The organism is Maridesulfovibrio spiralis (SeqCode) (assembly GCF_048571135.1).
GTDB lineage: Bacteria > Desulfobacterota > Desulfovibrionia > Desulfovibrionales > Desulfovibrionaceae > Maridesulfovibrio > Maridesulfovibrio spiralis.
This window is the reverse complement of the sequence record NZ_CP182344.1, coordinates 744937-760282: the sequence shown is the minus strand read 5'-3', so window position 1 is coordinate 760282 and position 15346 is coordinate 744937. Positions and strand designations below refer to the sequence as shown.

Here is a 15346-nt window from a genome sequence, read left to right as displayed (position 1 = left end):
GATAACAAAATAAGCCTTCTAAACACTTACATAATAATTTCGGCCTTGAAATTTAATATGGCAACTCTGTTCCGTAAGGGTGGACATAATCAACCAGCGCATATACAAAGCTAATATTATGCATATCGATTGGTCCTTTCTCCTGTCCGCCCTTGGCCTGGCCTTCATTATTGAAGGGATACCTTATTTTGTTTTTTCTGAGCGCATGCCCAGAATTCTCATTTCAATTATAGAGCGCGGCCCGCGTCAGTTACGCATTCTGGGGCTCATCGCTATGATTTTTGGTCTGTTGCTGATTTCTTTCGGGCAGTCACTGACAGATCTTTAGCGCTATTCTTCTGTCTTTTCGGCCACGTGGATGTAGACAATCCCGGAAAGTAAAGGGATGAACATTACCCGGCCAAAACCAGCCTCACGCAATTCTTCCGCAAGCGCCCGTTCATCCGGGAAAGCCCGAATCGTATCGGCCAGATATGAATAGGCGCCGGAATCTCCAGAGACTACCTTGCCCAGCATGGGCAGTACCTTGTTAAGGTAAAAATTGTAAACACCTTTCCATATCTTCTTACTGCCGGAACCGAATTCAAGAATGCAGAACCGTGCGCCCGGTTTAAGGGTGCGCAGGATTTCTTTGTAGCAGTCTTCGCGGGGGAGAATGTTCCTGATACCGAAAGAGATTGTGGCTCCGTCGAGGCATGAATCCGGCAGGGGCAGAACTCTTCCGTCCGCCTGAACCGGGGCAATGCTTTCACTGCGAGACTGGTGTTTGCCTTCCAGTTTTTTGTTCTTGCCGCAGGCCAGCATCTGGTGGGTGAAATCCATAGCAAGGACTTTTACATCCGGGTACTGGCGCAGCAATTCTACGGAAACATCCAATGTTCCGGCAGCCAGATCAAGCACACGTCCGTTTTTTCCGGGACGAACCAGTTTTACCAGACGGTAACGCCAGTAGATATCCTGACCAGCACTCAAGAAGTGGTTCAGGAAATCATACCAACCGGCAATTCGGCCGAACATGTCCCGGACTTTTTTACCGTGTTCCTGATGCGATTCCTGCGTCATCTACTGAGCATCTCCCTTGCCTTCATCGGCAAGCATTTTTTCCTGCTCCACAACGGATTTGACAACATCAGCGTGGATTGCGCTGAAGTGTTCAGCAAAATTGGAGGGGGAAATTCGTCCGACCTCGATAAATTTAACTACGATTTCTTTTGCAACCTGCAAGGCCTGCTTCTGAATTTTATCCATGATATATATCCTTGATTAGGCTTGAAAACCCCGCCCGGTGGGAAATGGCCACGACCTCCACAGGTAGGGCGCCGGGCGGGTAAAAAGAAGAAAACCTGTTAAGCACCCTTCTTTTGTGAGGCTCTTTAGCATGAGACCTTTAAATAGTCGACCTGCTTTTTGCTGCTTCCGGCGAGCCTGCAGAAGAGAAAAGGCCCCCGGACTATCGTCCGGGGGCCGCGTGCATCTATATTATAATGCAATCAGTATCGATTGTGATGCAGGCAATTGAGTACTAGTTCTGCGGGTAAGCAGTGTTGTCCGGCAGAATCTTCCACCAGTTCTGGTCAAGACGGCCTGCCTTCACAGCTTCGTCATACCATTCTACAACCAGTCCTCTCTTGAACTTCATTTTTTCCTTGGCCAGCTTGTCAAAAGGTACGCCGGCGAGCTTCTGAGCTTTTTCCTTGGTGGAGAAGTCGGGAACTTCGTAGTTGAATACACCGTGCTTGGCGAGGACAGCCTGAAGTTCCAGACGGGCCTGCATGGCCTTGTCGTTTGCAACGGCAAGAAGACGCAGGGTTTCTTCCGGTGCGTGGAAGAAAGAACCGTGGCTGGCAATGGAGTAATCCCAGAGCCACTGTGCGGAACGGATAGTATCAATTGCTTTCTGCATTTCAGCTTCAGTTGCACCGATTTCCCATGCCTTCTTGGCTTCAAGATGCGCCTTGGCGAGGCTGGTCATGGTAATAACATTCAACTGATTCTTACGCTTCAGCTTTTCTTCAACAGTCTGCTTGAACTCTTCCACAGTCTGGCGGTGGCAGGTCAGGCAGGAGTTTTCGATGTTGTTGAGAGGGCTCTGAATCTGGTGGTCAGAGAATTTCACGCTGCCTTCCTGAACGTAAGGCATGTGACAATCAGCGCAGGAGAGTCCGCGCTTGAAGTGGGTACCGGTAGTGAAAATTTCATAACCGGGATGCTGGGCCTTCAGCATGGGAGTTTTACTCAGCTTGTGAGTCCAGTCTTTGAAGCCGTATTCATTGTAGTATTCTTCCATGTTCTCGGCAGCGAGGCCCTTGGCCCACGGGAAGGTTACAACAGCGGCAATCTGCTTGTTTCCGGCTTCGTCGGTGTAGGGTGTCTTTTTGAAGTAATATTCAGAGTGACACTGTGCACAGGCGAGAGAACGCATATCCTGAAAAGTGAGATCCTCCAGCTTTCTGCCGCTAGCTTCAAGTCCGCGCTTGAGGTAGGGTCTTGAAATTTCGAGCTGGCTGGTCTGGCTGTTGTGGCAGTCCGCGCAGCCGATGGGGTTCACGATTTCGTTACCCATTCTCGCCCATTTGCCGGTGAAGTATGCGAGCTCTCCGTCCCTTTCCATGATGCGCGGTACATCAGAGGATTTGCAGGACCAGCATGCCATAGGCATCGGGCCGTCGTTGGGACCGGTAGGTGCGCCTGTGCGGAGGGTGTTGATGTTGCTCTGCAAGGCGTTGAAGTGCCCGCGGGGAGCGTTGTAATCTTTGGCAAAGCCGTAGCCTGCCCAAAGAATTGCCAGCTGGGGGTATTTCTCCACCAGGTCTTCAATTTTATTACTGTCCCTGGTTTTTTTCCAGGTGTCGTATTGACGGGGGTATTCTTTACCCCAGATGTCACTTTTGGCTTCTACTCCTTTTTCCTTGATAACAGGAGCGGTGTTCAGCAGAACCTGTTCATTTTTCTTGGTGTTGATTGAAAGCAGCATATACGTCATGAAGGCTATTGCAATCAGAGCCGCAATCAGTATGAGTGTATTTTTCTTCATTGTTCACCCCATTCATCTCCAATTAGTTAAGAACCCACTTAGCCCCAAGTCGTACGGGTGCGGCATCAATGCTGCGTACTTTCCCGTGCGGAACATAGCGGTGGCAATCCCAGCATTTCCGTTTCCCCAAAGACTCACCGTCGAACGCATGGTAGCGGTCGACATTTTTAATGAGCGTTTTGGAAAAGCTGGAGTGACATCTAATGCAGTTTTCTTGAACACGCCAGGCTCCATCTTCTGTTATGAGCATGCGTTTCCCGTATGTATCCAATGTGAAAGCGACCGAGTGATTCCACCCGTCGCGGGTCTTTGACGCGTATTTGTCGACGTAGTTTTCCGTCGGCAAATGGCACTCAACACATGTGGCGCGTTGAGCATGGGAACTGTGCTGCCATGATACGTAATAGCTCTCCATAACGTGGCAGTTGATACAGGCCGTGGAGTCTTTGGACAGATACGATGTCGCTTTGGACTCTTTAACCAGATATACCCCCATTACCAGAGCAACAGTTACGCTTGCCAGTGCACAGAACCGTAGAACCGAGTTAAAGTTCATAGGCACCTCTCTCTACATATTTACTTAGGCCTCAGTGTTTTTTTACTATCCTTTTTCTTTGTGGAATTGAGTCCGCCATTCCTCCTTGATAAAAATTTAAAAGGTTACACTATTTATAGCATCTCATAAGGTGCGAGAAGAATCTATGACTTATGTCAAAAAACGTGCTCACTTTTTCAGGATTCAGGTTCATAATATTTATTACGCTTCAAGACTTGAGCCTGAAACAATATGCGGGTATCAAGGGCTGACCAAAGAAAAGACCAAGGATGGGATATGGCAAAAAAATTTACAGAACTTGAGCATAATATTCTGGCACTGGCAGGAACAAATCTTTCATGGAGCGCAACCCCTTATGCGGACATTGCAGAGCAGGTCGGCTGTTCTGAACAGGAAGTGCTCGATCTTCTGACCCGTCTGAAAGACGATAAGATTATCCGCCGCTTCGGTGCTACCCTGCGTCACCAGAAGGCCGGCTACGGTGCTAATGCAATGGTTGCATGGCGGGTGACTGAAGATCAGGAGCCGGAGAAAGTAGGTGAGTTCATGGCTGCTCGTCCTGAAATAAGCCACTGCTACCTGCGCCTGACTTATGACGACTGGCCGTACAATCTTTACACCATGATCCACGGCAAAAATCCGGACGATTACAAAAAAGTGGTTGCCGAACTGGAAGAGCAGACCGGGATCACCGATAACTGCGCCCTGCGTAGCTTAAAAGAACTGAAAAAGACCTCCATGGTCTACTTCGAACAGAAATAAATTTGATCCGACACGGGGATTAACATTTCATATTCCCCGTACGTCACAATGCCTCCAGTGGCAAAGCCAGTTAAAAGGTTTTGGGATTCTTAAACCCTTTTGCAAAAGGGTTTAAGCCGCCGGAGGCAAACTCTTTCATCAAAAAGCGCACAGCGCATCAAATTTCAAAGGAATTTCAAATGGCTTCATCATCTGAACTTTTTGGCAAGGCTCAGGAACTGCTGCCCGGCGGCGTTAACAGCCCGGTACGTGCCTGCAAATCCGTGGGTTGTGATCCGCTGTTCATTGAAAAGGCTGAAGGCAGCCGCATGTGGTCCGTGGACGGACAGGAACTTATCGACTACGTCATGAGCTGGGGTCCGATGATGCTCGGTCATGGCTATGAATCCATCAGGGAAGCAGCCCACAAGGCTGTTGATATGGGCGCAAGCTACGGCGCACCCTGTCCCGGCGAAATCGAGCTGGCTGAAGAAATCATCAAGATGGTTCCTTCCATCGAGATGGTGCGTATGGTCAACTCCGGCACCGAAGCAACCATGTCCGCCCTGCGTCTCGCTCGCGGCGTGACCGGCCGTGATAAAGTCCTCAAATTCGAAGGCTGCTACCACGGTCACAGCGATTGCTTCCTCGCCAGCGCAGGCTCCGGTCTGGCTACTTTCTCCATTCCCGGTACTCCCGGCGTTCCCGAAGGAACCGTTAAGGATACCCTGCTTGCTCCATATAACGATCTTGAAGCAGTGAAAGCCGTCTTTGAAAAAGAAGGCCAGAACATCGCCGCTATCATCGTTGAGCCTGTTGCAGGCAACATGGGGCTCGTTCTGCCCAAAGAGGGTTTCCTTGAAGGGCTGCGCACACTCTGCGACGAGCATGGCGCACTGCTTATTTTTGACGAAGTTATTACCGGATTCCGCGTCACCTCCGGCGGCGTAGGACCCCGTTTCAACGTTACCCCGGACCTGACTACTCTTGGTAAGATCATCGGCGGAGGTTTCCCCGTTGGTTGTTACGGCGGTAAAAAAGAATTCATGAGCAGGATTTCCCCCTGCGGCGATGTTTATCAGGCCGGAACCCTTTCCGGTAACCCCGTGGCTATGGCAGCCGGGGTAGCTACACTGCGCGCTTTGCAGCAGCAGGATTACGATGCCCTTGAAGCCCGCACCCTCAAGCTGGCTCAGGACATGAAAGCAGCTCTCGAAGCTAATGGTTTCAAGATTACCCTGAATCACGTTGCGTCAATCTTCACTCTGTTCTTCACTGATCAGGAAGTGACTGATTTCGAATCCGCAAAAACAGGTGATGCTGAGCTTTATTCCAAGTTCTACCGCCACATGCGCGAGCAGGGCGTAAACCTCGCTCCCTCTAGCTTCGAGTGTACTTTCACTTCTTTTGCCCACAGCGAAGAAGATTACGAAGCCACTCTGGAAGCGGTTAAAAGCTTTAAAGGCTAAGAATTAAGAAGCCTCCGGAGGCCCTCAGGGGACCCTGCCGGGGGCCTTAAACCCTTTGAAAAGGGTTTAAGAATCCCAAACTTTTTTAGTAAGGCTTCGCCGTTTTGGCTTATAGTGCTGTCTTCGTTTAAAATTATTGCGGGAGGAGGAAACTCTTCCCGTTTTTTGTTACATTGGATTCCCCATGGAAAATTGTACCGCAATATTTGCTCTCACTGCTAAAGGTGCTGAAGTCGCCCATATAATTGCAGATCAAATCCCAGCTGATTGCTACGTCCTGAACCGCTATGCAGATGAATCAGATATTTCGTTTGATTCCCTGAAAGATGTTGTTGCCGATAAGTTTGCAAAATATGAAAGTCATATTTTTGTTGCTGCCTCAGGTATTGTTGTGCGCATGATCGCGCCCCATCTTGAGAGCAAGGCTGTGGACCCGGCTGTGGTTGTTGTGGATCAGGAAGGGGAGTTTGCAGTCAGTTTAGTCTCCGGGCATATGGGCGGAGCGAATGAGCTTGCCCGCTTGATCGGAGATAAAATCGGGGCTACCCCGGTTATCACCACGGCTACGGATTGCGCCGGAGTGCCGTCTATGGACCTGATTGCCCGTGAGCAAGATCTGGTAATCGGTGATATCGGTTTAATTAAGCACATAAATGCTGCAATGTTAGATGGAGAAAAGGTTCCGGTCTACGACCCTGACGGGTTTTTGAATCTTAAAGGATTGGACGATTATTTTGTTGCTGTTGATGCGATTGGGGAGTTGTCGAAGTTTCGTTGCGGTGTTGTCGTGGACTGGCGTGTTCATGAATTGCCGGAGCGGGTGCTGAGCCTTTATCCACGGTGTTTGAGCCTTGGGGTAGGCTGTCGGCGCGGGGCGTCTGCTCATGAAATTTTAGAGCTTGTTCGTAGTGCTGTTGCGGATAATGGCATTGCTCTTGAATCAATATTTTGTGTCGGCTCCATTGACGCCAAAAGCGATGAAGCCGGATTATTGGAGGCTGCTGCTGTTTTAGGGCTTGAACCGCAATTTTTCAGCGCGGCGGAACTTGATGAAATTGAAGTCGCCAATCCCTCGGATATGGTGATGAAACATATGGGAGTCGGAGGAGTCTGCGAAGCTGCGGCGATGAAGCTTGCCGGGGCAGTGCGGATCACGGTTCCCAAGACTAAAAGCGCGCGGGTGACTGCGGCTATAGCAAGGACAATATGAGTAAAGGTTGCGTAAAAGTAATCGGGCTGGGACCGGGAGATGAGTGTCTTCTGGCTCCGCAGGCCAGACAGGCTATCATGGATGCTGATGCAGTGGTCGGCTATACTGGTTACGTAAAGCTTGTCCCGCAGGAGCTATTGGAAGGAAGGGAAGTTCTTTCCACCGGTATGATGGCCGAGGTTGAGCGTTGCCGCAAGGCTGTTGAGGCTGCTCTTGATGGGCGAAATGTTGTTGTGGTCTGTAGTGGTGATCCGGGTATATATGCCATGGCTGGTCTGGTAATGGAGCTTCTGGAAGCGGACGATCTTTTTGGTAGTGTTGATTTTGAAGTGGTCCCTGGTATTCCAGCATTCTCTGCCGCTGCTTCACTGCTCGGCGCACCTTTGATGCACGATTTTGCCTCGGTCAGCCTGAGTGACCTGCTCACCCCGTGGGAGAAAATCGAGAAAAGGCTTGAAGCTGCAGCTTCTGCTGATTTTGTTATTGCCATTTACAATCCCCGCTCAAAAAAAAGGGTCGGGCATCTTGGTGAAGCTGTTGAAATTTTAAAAAAATATCGCGACGGAAATACGCCGTTGGGCATTGTTAACAGGGCTTATCGGGACGGACAGCGCGTGCAGGTGGTTACTCTGGATAGTTTGGATGTAAATGATGTTGACATGCAAACTGTTCTTATTGTTGGAAATTCATCCACAAGAGAGGTGGCAGGGAAAATGCTTACTCCCCGTGGTTATGCCAACAAGTATGACATTTGATTAACAGCTTGGTAACTATTTGATACCTCTAATTTTAATCACTAGTTTTTTTTAGCGTGCTTGACATGGTTTTTTATCTAAATTAAATCCACAAGAAGACTGTAATTAGGTTAACGTTATTTTAAGGAGGAACTGAGGATGAAAAAGACCCTGCTTATCTGCATGGTAGCTGCTGCTCTGGTTTGTGCTTTCGCACTCCCCAGTCTGTACGCTGTTGACGCTCCCGGTGACATGGTTCTGAAAGCACCTGCTGGCGCTAAAATGACCAAAGCTCCCGTGGATTTCTCTCACAAGGCTCACGCTGCTGTTGACTGTACCAAGTGTCACCACAATTGGGACGGTAAAGCTGCTGTGAAGAAATGTTCTGATGAAGGTTGTCACGTTGACACCAGCAAAAAAGGTAAAAAGAAGCCCACTTCTTTCTACTCTGCTTTCCACTCCAAGTCTGACATGAGCTGCGTAGGCTGTCATAAGGCTAACAAGAAAGCTAAAAAGGCAACCGGCCCCACCAAGTGCGGCGACTGCCACCCCAAGAAAAAATAAGTTTCTTGATGTGTAATTAAAAGGGGGGCTGCCCGCCCCCTTTTTTTAAATTTTTTTTAAGAGGGTAGTCTATGACCCCGGATTCACCGGATAAAAAAGGCGCGGAAGAGGTTCTCGACCTTAATGATGTTGCTGAAGAGGTTGATGCCAGCTTTGAGCAGGAACTCGAAGACCTTTTTTCGGAAGACCTTGAAATTGAAGAGCCTGAATTGACCATGGATGATTCTGACGACCTTCTGGTGCTTGATGATGTTGTCGGCGAAGCCGGCGATGATGATCTTTTAGTACTTGATGATGTTGCTGAAGAGGCTTCCGGTGATGATATTCTGGAACTGGATGATATCGTAGAAGAGTCCGGCGAAGACCTTGTTTTGGACGATGTTGTAGAAGAAGGTTCCGGTGACGACATTCTTGAATTGGACGATATTCTTGAAGAATCCGGCGACGACGCCCTTGTTCTGGACGATGTTGCAGAAGAAGGTTCCGGTGACGACATTCTTGAATTGGACGATATTCTTGAAGAATCCGGTGACGACACCCTTGTTCTGGACGATGTTGTAGGAGAAGCTTCCGGTGAAGATATTCTCGATTTGGACGACATCGTTGCAGAAGCCGATGATGTTCTTGATCTCGGTGAAGTTGCTGAAGAAGCAATAGATATTTCTGAATCCCCGGCGGAATCGGTAGTTGCCGAAGCCGATCCTGTGGATGACATTGATTTTGATTTAGGTGAGGAAGAACTCCTCTCCGCAGACGGAGTAGAAAGCGGTGAGCTTGACGCTGACGGCCTTGACGGTCTTATTGATGATCTCGGCGGCGCAGCAACTGTTGCCGAAGATGATAGCGATGATCTTGATGCTCTTTTCGAAGAAGATGCTGCGGTTGAGAATCTTGACTCCCTGCTTGAAGACGCTGGTACAGATGAGGATGATGAACTCGACAGTCTGCTTGGCGAAGTAGAAGACAACGTTGAGATCGGCGATTTGGGTGAAGATGTCCTTGCCGACGAAGATATTGAAGGCCTGCTTGCCGATGAACAGGAAGAGGTGCTTGAACTTCAGGAAGAAGGACTTGATCCTCTGGAGGATTTCGTCACAGAAGCTGAGCCTGTTGCAGAGCCGGTAGCTGAAGAAGCAGTTGTTCCCGAAGTTGAGATCGCAGAACCTGAAATTTTGGAAGCTGTAGCTGAAGAGCCGCTAGTGGCTGAAATTGAAGTGGCTGAACCCGAAATTGTAGAGCCTGACACTGAAGAAGTTATCGCTGAAGAAGCGGGTATGGTTGCCGGGGACGTTGATCTCGGTGCGGACCTTGAATTGGTCGATGATGTTGATCTCGGTTCTGAGGATGATGATCTTGATCTTGGTGAATTACTTGAAGATACCGAAATTGATTTCTCCGATCTTGATGCTGAACTCGAAACTGAAGAAGATGAAGTTGTCGTAGATTCCGGAGCTCAGGCCGCCATAATCGAAGAGCTCGAAGAAAAGGCAGCATCTGCTGCCAAGCGGGCTGAATCCCTTGAAATTTCCTTAAGTGATGCAACTGAGCGTATTGCCGTCCTTGAGCAGACTCTCGAGTCTGCTTCCAGCCGCCTTGCACAGGTTGATACTCTTGAAGCAAATCTGTCCGCATTTGCGGAAAATGTGCGCGCTCTTGAAGAGAAAATGGTGCAGGGTGGACGCGTTGAAGACGTTGTCGGCCAGCAACTGAGTGAAGCACTTAGACCTGATTCCGCGGCTGTTGTTGCCATTGCCGCAGCCGCTGCGGTTGAGGTTGGTGACAAAGTTTCAGATCAGGTCGAGCTTGGCATGCGCGAAGTCCGTGCTGATGCTGAAGAGCGGATTTCTTCTATCGAAAGCAAGTTGGCAGAAAGTCCTGAACTTGAGCCTCGCATCAGTGCTCTTGAATCTCGTCTTGATGAAGTTCCCGACCATGATCCGCGTATCGCGGCTGTAGAAACCAAGCTCGGCGATCTTCCCGACCATGATCCGCGCATTACGGCTGTTGAAGCCAGGCTTGAAGAACTTCCCGACCATGATCCGCGTATCGCGGCTGTTGAAGCCAGGCTTGAAGAACTTCCCGACCATGATCCGCGTATCGCTGCAGTTGAAGCCAAGCTTGAAGAACTTCCCGATCATGATCCGCGTATCGCTGCTGTTGAAGCCAAGCTTGAAGAACTTCCCGATCATGATCCGCGTTTGTCTGAGATTGAAGAGAAGGTTAACGCCTTGCCGGATGTGGAAGAAGTTATCACCAAAGTCCTCGAAAGAGAGTTGGACCCCGATTCCCCGGCATTCTATCGTATCAAAGGGCGCCTGACCGAGGATATTGAAGATTACCTTGCCCCGCGTCTGGTTGAGAAAATCGAGAGCGTGAAGGGCGAGCTTGAAGAATCCTTCAAGGCTTCCGTTGAAGAAATGCTGGCTGATAAACTTGAGAGAGCAGTGCCCGCAGAAGCAGCCCGTATCATTCGCGAAGAGATCGCGGCGCTGGCAAGCGAAATGGAGTAGTTTGTAGCCTCCGGCGGCCTTGCTATCTGGTCTGCGTCTCTTTGCATTAAGATTAGTACAAAAAATAACCCGCAATATTATCTAATATTGCGGGTTTTATTATGTAAAATGATCTGAAAAGCTATACGCGAAGCTGGTGGAAACGTTTTTGAAAGAGAGAGGATGGCGGTCGGTAAATAATTAAGGCATAAAAGCTCGGGCAATACGGAATATATCGTCGTAATTAAGCTTTCCCCTGATCCCGAGGCACATTTCTGCCGCCATATCCATTTTTGTTTTTGAGTAAGCCAGAATCTGGTCGGACTGCACTTTTAAGTTGGATTTAAGAATGCGGTGATCGAAACCGTCGATGACTTGTGTTATGCCATTGGCGTAGAAAGGTGTTTTGATGTGCGGGACCAGCTGTTCAAGCTGCTGCTTGCCTTCTTTTCGGCTTAGAATGATGTGGAACAGCATTTTGACCAGCAACCGGTCCGGCTGAAGTTTGTGATCGAATTCAAGCAGAACAGTTGGATCTGACTGTTTGTCAAAAAGACCGTCAACCAGCCCGTGGGCAAGGGTGAATGCTTTTTTTTCTGAAATCACAGATATCGGGTAATGCGAAGCCATGCGTACAAAGCTGATGCGTGGATTCTCCTGAGCAGACATAGCCAGTAAAGCGATCTGCATGGTGGAAAGTTTACGTGTGTATTCCTCGGCTAGAGTCGCGGATTTGGCTTCAGCCAGACGGCGCACAGTTGCCTCATCAAGATCGGAAAATGCAGTTTCCAACAAAAATTTGATGTAAGGTTCGCGGGTATAGCGTATCTCTTCTTCAAGAACTTTTTTGCTCCGCTTGACATCAATGAGCTTTTTGATGGACAGCCAATAGGCGGCAAGCCCCTCGGCGGGCATTTCAAGAATATCAAAATCTTTTTGTTCTTCCATGGGATTTCCTTGTATTTCCTGTGCGTAGATTGTAACTGAATTTGTCCGGGAAACATAGTCCGCCCGGCCCGTTTTTTTGTTTAAGGAATCTTATAAACAGGTATAGAATATGATTGTATTGCCGGAATTTGATACTGTTGCTTTTAGATTAGGACCTCTCAAGGCCAATTGGTACGGCCTGATGTATATGATAGGTTTTGCCATAGCGTGGACACTGGGTCGCTACCGGGCATCAAAAGAGACCAACAACTGGACCGCCCGGCAGGTCGATGACCTGATTACATGGCTGGTTGTGGGCCTCGTGGTCGGTGCGCGTTTAGGATATTGCCTGATTTATGAACCGGGATATTTTTTGGCTCACCCTTTGGATATTCTGGCTATTTGGAAAGGGGGCATGTCCTTTCACGGCGGCGCAGCCGGTGTTGCAGTGGTGGCATGGAGATTTGCAAAAGCGACTAACAGGACAACTCTTGATGTTGGTGATTTCCTCGTACCTCTGGCTCCGCTTGGACTGCTTTGCGGTCGTCTCGGGAACTTTATCAACGGCGAACTCTGGGGTCGCGTTACTGATGCCCCTTGGGGTATGGTTTTTCCCAGCCCCCGCGCAGGGAATCTGCCACGGCATCCTTCACAGCTCTATGAAGGTGCGCTGGAAGGTTTGCTCCTTTTCCTGATTCTCTGGATCTGGTCCGCTAAACCCCGCCAGCGTGGAACAACTACCGGTATGTTCCTGATGGGGTATGGTTTCTTCCGTGCTTTTGTTGAGTTTTTCCGCCAGCCTGACCCCCAGCTCGGTTTTATCGCTTTTGGCTGGCTGACCATGGGGCAGCTGCTTTGCGTACCTATGATTCTGGCAGGGCTGGCCCTGTTTATGTGGGGTCTGAAAAAAGGCCCGATTCCGCCTGCTGCATCCAGCTAGTTTTAGTAGTATATATTAAGCGCAAATCCCGCATTCCAGAACAATGGAATGCGGGATTTATTTTTTGATGAATTTATTGCGTATTGCGCATTTTCTGCCGCTTCTGATGTTGTAAATTGCATAAAATAGATTATACTTTATAGTGTAGAAAACTATTCAAACCCCTTAGTGCTATGCCTGTAGAACTCACTTCAATAGGTGTCGTAACAGCTGCAGTCGGTGAAGTCTTCGCGAACTCCGATTCAGGAATGCGGGCACTTCAGGCGGGCAGTGAAATCTTTAAGGGGGAAGAGCTGGTTACCGGGGCGGGAAGCAATGTGGAAATCCGTTTTGCGGATGACACCCTGCTTTCACAGGGCGGTGAGTCGGTTATATCCCTTGATGATTATGTTTTCGACCCTTCCGGTGCGGACACGTCAGACCTGATGTTTAAAATGGCTCAGGGTACGTTTCGTGTTGTGACCGGAAAGATTGCCGAACAGAGCCCGGAGAGGTTCAAGTTAGGGTCTCCGCTTGCGACTATCGGTATTCGCGGAACAGTAGTGGTCAGCGAAATTATTCCGGGCGGCGGGGAAAAAATCGGTGTGGAAGAAATTCACAGCGGCAAGGCCCTGTTGATTCAGGGGTTAGACGGCAGCATGCGCATGATCTCTTCTCCGTTGGGCATGGTTGATATTTCAGCCTCTGGTCAAATGGGCAATGTGCGCCCCATGAGTCTGGATGAGTTGAATTCCTTCCGTTCAATTGCCCCGTCTTCCATTCAGCAGGAACAGGAAATCCGCGAAGGACAGCAAAGCGGAAACGGGCAGCAGGATGATGATCCGGTACAGGATAACGAACCCGGCGGTGGGGATGCCGAGGATTTAGGTGGTGGGCCTGACGGCGGTGTATTCGGCACAGAAGGGATTATGGGCCCGGCTGGTGTAGTGCTGATGGGATTGCAGGAAACAGTAGGTAGTCATGAAATTCCACCATCGTCTTCCGAGATGGCAGGAGAGGGTAATTCCGACCAGACAGGATTTATGAGCGCGGCCTTCCAGTTACTTGGTCATAATGTTGGAGATCAACAAGAGCTGCAACCCGTTACAGACGATTCTGATGAAGAGTTGCTTGATCCCGAAGATCCGCAGCCTGTTCCCAATAGCAGTGAGACTCAATCAGGGGCGACCGGTACCGATACATCAACAGGTGAATCCGGTGACGATGTTGTTCTATCAGGCAAGGATACTTCAGAAGACGCCTCTAAGGAGAGTTCCGGCGGGATTACCTTCAGCGGCGGTGGTGGCGAGCAGACAACATATGTCGGCGGTCCCGGTGACGATGTGTTTGAAGGTTCCATACGTTCGGAAACATTTTGGGGGTATGGCGGAAACGATTTCATCAATGCAATGGGCGGCGATGATACCCTTTTCGGCGGGGAAGGTAGGGATACGCTTTTTGGCGGTGACGGCAGCGACACATTGGACGGTGGTTCCGGTTCAGATAAGATATATGGCGGGACTGTAAGCGACTCCGGTGAAGGTATAGATTTCGTGGATTATTCCACAGCAGAGAGTGCTGTGTCTGCTGACCTCAGCACTCACGATATTTACACCGGTGCAGATCATGATCTTGTGTTTGATATTGAAGGTATTATCGGCAGTTCCGGCGATGATCTGCTGAAGGGCGATGGTGGAGATAATACATTCCGCGGTGGAGAAGGAAACGACACGTTTATCGGTAATGGTGGTATTGACACTGCGGATTATAGTTCACGAAGTGATGGGGTTTATCTCTCTTTGAATGAGTCGCTGGGCAATGCAACGATTACCGGAAGCTCCGGGACCGAAGTTGATGATCTGTTTGGCATCGACAATATCATCGGCTCATCCGGCGGGGACACAATAAGCGGCGACGACGGAACAAATGTGATTGCCGGATATGGTGCCTCTTCCGGTGTTGATTCGCTGGATGGTGGCGGTGGTTACGATTATCTGGACTACAGCTGGGTTGATGGCGGAACAGGCGTGACTGCCAGCGGTTATTATGGCGGTTCCAGCCTGAACCACGGATTCGGTGAAGAATATGTGGAAAAATTCGAAGGTATCATAGGTTCCGATTACGGTGACAGGATAGTGGTCGACGGTACTGATAGCGGCCAGTTTGTACCTACAATTTATGCTGGGGCCGGGGATGATGTTGTTATCGGTCTGAACGGCAGCGAAAATCACCTTCTGGGACAGGAAGGCGATGATGATCTTACCGGTGGAAATTCCGGTAACACCCTGCAAGGCGGTGTCGGTGATGATACGCTCAGGGGAGGCGCAGGCAGTGACTTGTTCTATTACGCAAAAACTGAGGAGATTATAGATCATAGTGACACAGTTATCGATTTCAACCGCGCCGAGGGCGATAAATTCCTCTTTGGTTCAAGGAATTTCTCAAAAGACGGTTTCGCATATGCCGCTGATTATAGCGGAACGCTGAGCGGCGGTGAAACCGGGGCATATTTCATCTGGGATACCGAGACTAAAAAGTTGCTTTATGATGCTGATGTAAGAAGTGCCGGATATGAAACCGTTGCAGGAGTAGATGGTGTCGAATCCTTGATGGCTAGTGATGTTGAGCTTGATACATCAGGAGGTAGTGACATGCCTTGATCCAAGGTGTTTTGGCTGATTGCGGTTTTGTTGTGAAAATAGC

General features: G+C 49.4%; 14 protein-coding genes. 9 read left to right on the top strand and 5 right to left on the bottom strand.

Annotation, left to right across the window (positions count from 1 at the left end; translation table 11 throughout):
* Positions 1–118: 118 nt before the first annotated feature.
* Positions 119–328, top strand: a complete 210-nt coding sequence (locus ACNI29_RS03500) for a DUF2065 domain-containing protein (protein ID WP_015850645.1) — start codon at positions 119–121, stop codon at positions 326–328.
* Between the two features lie 2 nt (positions 329–330).
* On the opposite strand, the gene ACNI29_RS03495 is transcribed toward ACNI29_RS03500, so the two are convergent.
* From ACNI29_RS03495 to nrfH, 4 genes are all read right to left on the bottom strand, one after another.
* A complete protein-coding gene (locus ACNI29_RS03495) occupies positions 331–1062 on the bottom strand; it encodes a ubiquinone/menaquinone biosynthesis methyltransferase (RefSeq protein WP_419780804.1) in 732 nt (243 codons plus the stop codon).
* A complete protein-coding gene (locus tag ACNI29_RS03490) occupies positions 1063–1248 on the bottom strand; it encodes a hypothetical protein (protein WP_419780803.1) in 186 nt (61 codons plus the stop codon). It lies immediately after the preceding gene.
* Positions 1249–1522: 274 nt separating this feature from the next.
* Complete coding sequence (nrfA, locus tag ACNI29_RS03485) at positions 1523–3034, bottom strand: ammonia-forming cytochrome c nitrite reductase (protein WP_419780802.1); 1512 nt, start codon at positions 3032–3034, stop codon at positions 1523–1525.
* A 22-nt stretch (positions 3035–3056) separates the two neighbouring features.
* Positions 3057–3590 (bottom strand): cytochrome c nitrite reductase small subunit, encoded by a 534-nt coding sequence (nrfH, locus tag ACNI29_RS03480; RefSeq protein ID WP_419780801.1) that lies wholly within the window; start codon positions 3588–3590, stop codon positions 3057–3059.
* A gap of 276 nt (positions 3591–3866) precedes the next feature.
* On the opposite strand from nrfH, the gene ahbB reads away from it, so the two are divergent.
* The 6 genes from ahbB (at position 3867) to ACNI29_RS03450 (ending at position 10818) form a co-directional block, all read left to right on the top strand.
* Positions 3867–4352: a siroheme decarboxylase subunit beta gene (ahbB, locus tag ACNI29_RS03475; RefSeq protein WP_419780800.1), complete on the top strand. Its 486-nt coding sequence runs from the start codon at positions 3867–3869 to the stop codon at positions 4350–4352.
* A 179-nt stretch (positions 4353–4531) separates the two neighbouring features.
* Positions 4532–5800 carry a glutamate-1-semialdehyde 2,1-aminomutase gene (gene hemL, locus ACNI29_RS03470; RefSeq protein ID WP_419780799.1) on the top strand — a complete coding sequence of 423 codons (1269 nt, stop codon included), beginning with the start codon at positions 4532–4534 and terminating at the stop codon, positions 5798–5800.
* Positions 5801–5984: 184 nt separating this feature from the next.
* Entirely contained in the window at positions 5985–7010 is a 1026-nt protein-coding gene (locus ACNI29_RS03465) for a cobalt-precorrin 5A hydrolase (RefSeq protein WP_419780798.1), read from the top strand.
* The gene (gene cobJ / locus ACNI29_RS03460) at positions 7007–7765 is read left to right on the top strand and encodes a precorrin-3B C(17)-methyltransferase (protein WP_419780797.1); all 759 of its coding nucleotides are present in this window, start codon (positions 7007–7009) and stop codon (positions 7763–7765) included. The genes ACNI29_RS03465 and cobJ overlap by 4 nt, the downstream gene beginning before the upstream one ends.
* A 138-nt stretch (positions 7766–7903) precedes the next feature.
* A complete protein-coding gene (locus tag ACNI29_RS03455; RefSeq protein ID WP_419780796.1) occupies positions 7904–8308 on the top strand; it encodes a cytochrome c3 family protein in 405 nt (134 codons plus the stop codon).
* 71 nt (positions 8309–8379) lie between these two features.
* Positions 8380–10818 carry a hypothetical protein gene (locus tag ACNI29_RS03450; RefSeq protein WP_419780795.1) on the top strand — a complete coding sequence of 813 codons (2439 nt, stop codon included), beginning with the start codon at positions 8380–8382 and terminating at the stop codon, positions 10816–10818.
* Positions 10819–10998: 180 nt separating this feature from the next.
* On the opposite strand, the gene ACNI29_RS03445 is transcribed toward ACNI29_RS03450, so the two are convergent.
* A complete protein-coding gene (locus tag ACNI29_RS03445) occupies positions 10999–11745 on the bottom strand; it encodes a hypothetical protein (RefSeq protein ID WP_419780794.1) in 747 nt (248 codons plus the stop codon).
* 109 nt (positions 11746–11854) lie between these two features.
* Here ACNI29_RS03445 and lgt point away from each other — a divergent pair, with 109 nt between their 5' ends.
* Positions 11855–12664 (top strand): prolipoprotein diacylglyceryl transferase, encoded by an 810-nt coding sequence (gene lgt / locus ACNI29_RS03440; RefSeq protein ID WP_419780793.1) that lies wholly within the window; start codon positions 11855–11857, stop codon positions 12662–12664.
* 173 nt (positions 12665–12837) lie between these two features.
* Positions 12838–15303 (top strand): FecR domain-containing protein, encoded by a 2466-nt coding sequence (locus tag ACNI29_RS03435; protein ID WP_419780792.1) that lies wholly within the window; start codon positions 12838–12840, stop codon positions 15301–15303.
* Positions 15304–15346 lie beyond the last annotated feature (43 nt).

Excerpts from the sequence above, each read along its gene's own strand:
- ahbB (WP_419780800.1), top strand. The coding sequence starts at position 3,867 with ATGGCAAAAAAATTTACAGAACTTGAGCATAATATTCTGGCACTGGCA.
- ACNI29_RS03435 (WP_419780792.1), top strand. The coding sequence starts at position 12,838 with ATGCCTGTAGAACTCACTTCAATAGGTGTCGTAACAGCTGCAGTCGGT.
- ACNI29_RS03450 (WP_419780795.1), top strand. The coding sequence starts at position 8,380 with ATGACCCCGGATTCACCGGATAAAAAAGGCGCGGAAGAGGTTCTCGAC.
- ACNI29_RS03495 (WP_419780804.1), bottom strand. The coding sequence starts at position 1,062 with ATGACGCAGGAATCGCATCAGGAACACGGTAAAAAAGTCCGGGACATG.
- cobJ (WP_419780797.1), top strand. The coding sequence starts at position 7,007 with ATGAGTAAAGGTTGCGTAAAAGTAATCGGGCTGGGACCGGGAGATGAG.
- ACNI29_RS03490 (WP_419780803.1), bottom strand. The coding sequence starts at position 1,248 with ATGGATAAAATTCAGAAGCAGGCCTTGCAGGTTGCAAAAGAAATCGTA.
- ACNI29_RS03465 (WP_419780798.1), top strand. The coding sequence starts at position 5,985 with ATGGAAAATTGTACCGCAATATTTGCTCTCACTGCTAAAGGTGCTGAA.
- nrfH (WP_419780801.1), bottom strand. The coding sequence starts at position 3,590 with ATGAACTTTAACTCGGTTCTACGGTTCTGTGCACTGGCAAGCGTAACT.
- ACNI29_RS03445 (WP_419780794.1), bottom strand. The coding sequence starts at position 11,745 with ATGGAAGAACAAAAAGATTTTGATATTCTTGAAATGCCCGCCGAGGGG.
- ACNI29_RS03455 (WP_419780796.1), top strand. The coding sequence starts at position 7,904 with ATGAAAAAGACCCTGCTTATCTGCATGGTAGCTGCTGCTCTGGTTTGT.
- nrfA (WP_419780802.1), bottom strand. The coding sequence starts at position 3,034 with ATGAAGAAAAATACACTCATACTGATTGCGGCTCTGATTGCAATAGCC.
- lgt (WP_419780793.1), top strand. The coding sequence starts at position 11,855 with ATGATTGTATTGCCGGAATTTGATACTGTTGCTTTTAGATTAGGACCT.
- ACNI29_RS03500 (WP_015850645.1), top strand. The coding sequence starts at position 119 with ATGCATATCGATTGGTCCTTTCTCCTGTCCGCCCTTGGCCTGGCCTTC.
- hemL (WP_419780799.1), top strand. The coding sequence starts at position 4,532 with ATGGCTTCATCATCTGAACTTTTTGGCAAGGCTCAGGAACTGCTGCCC.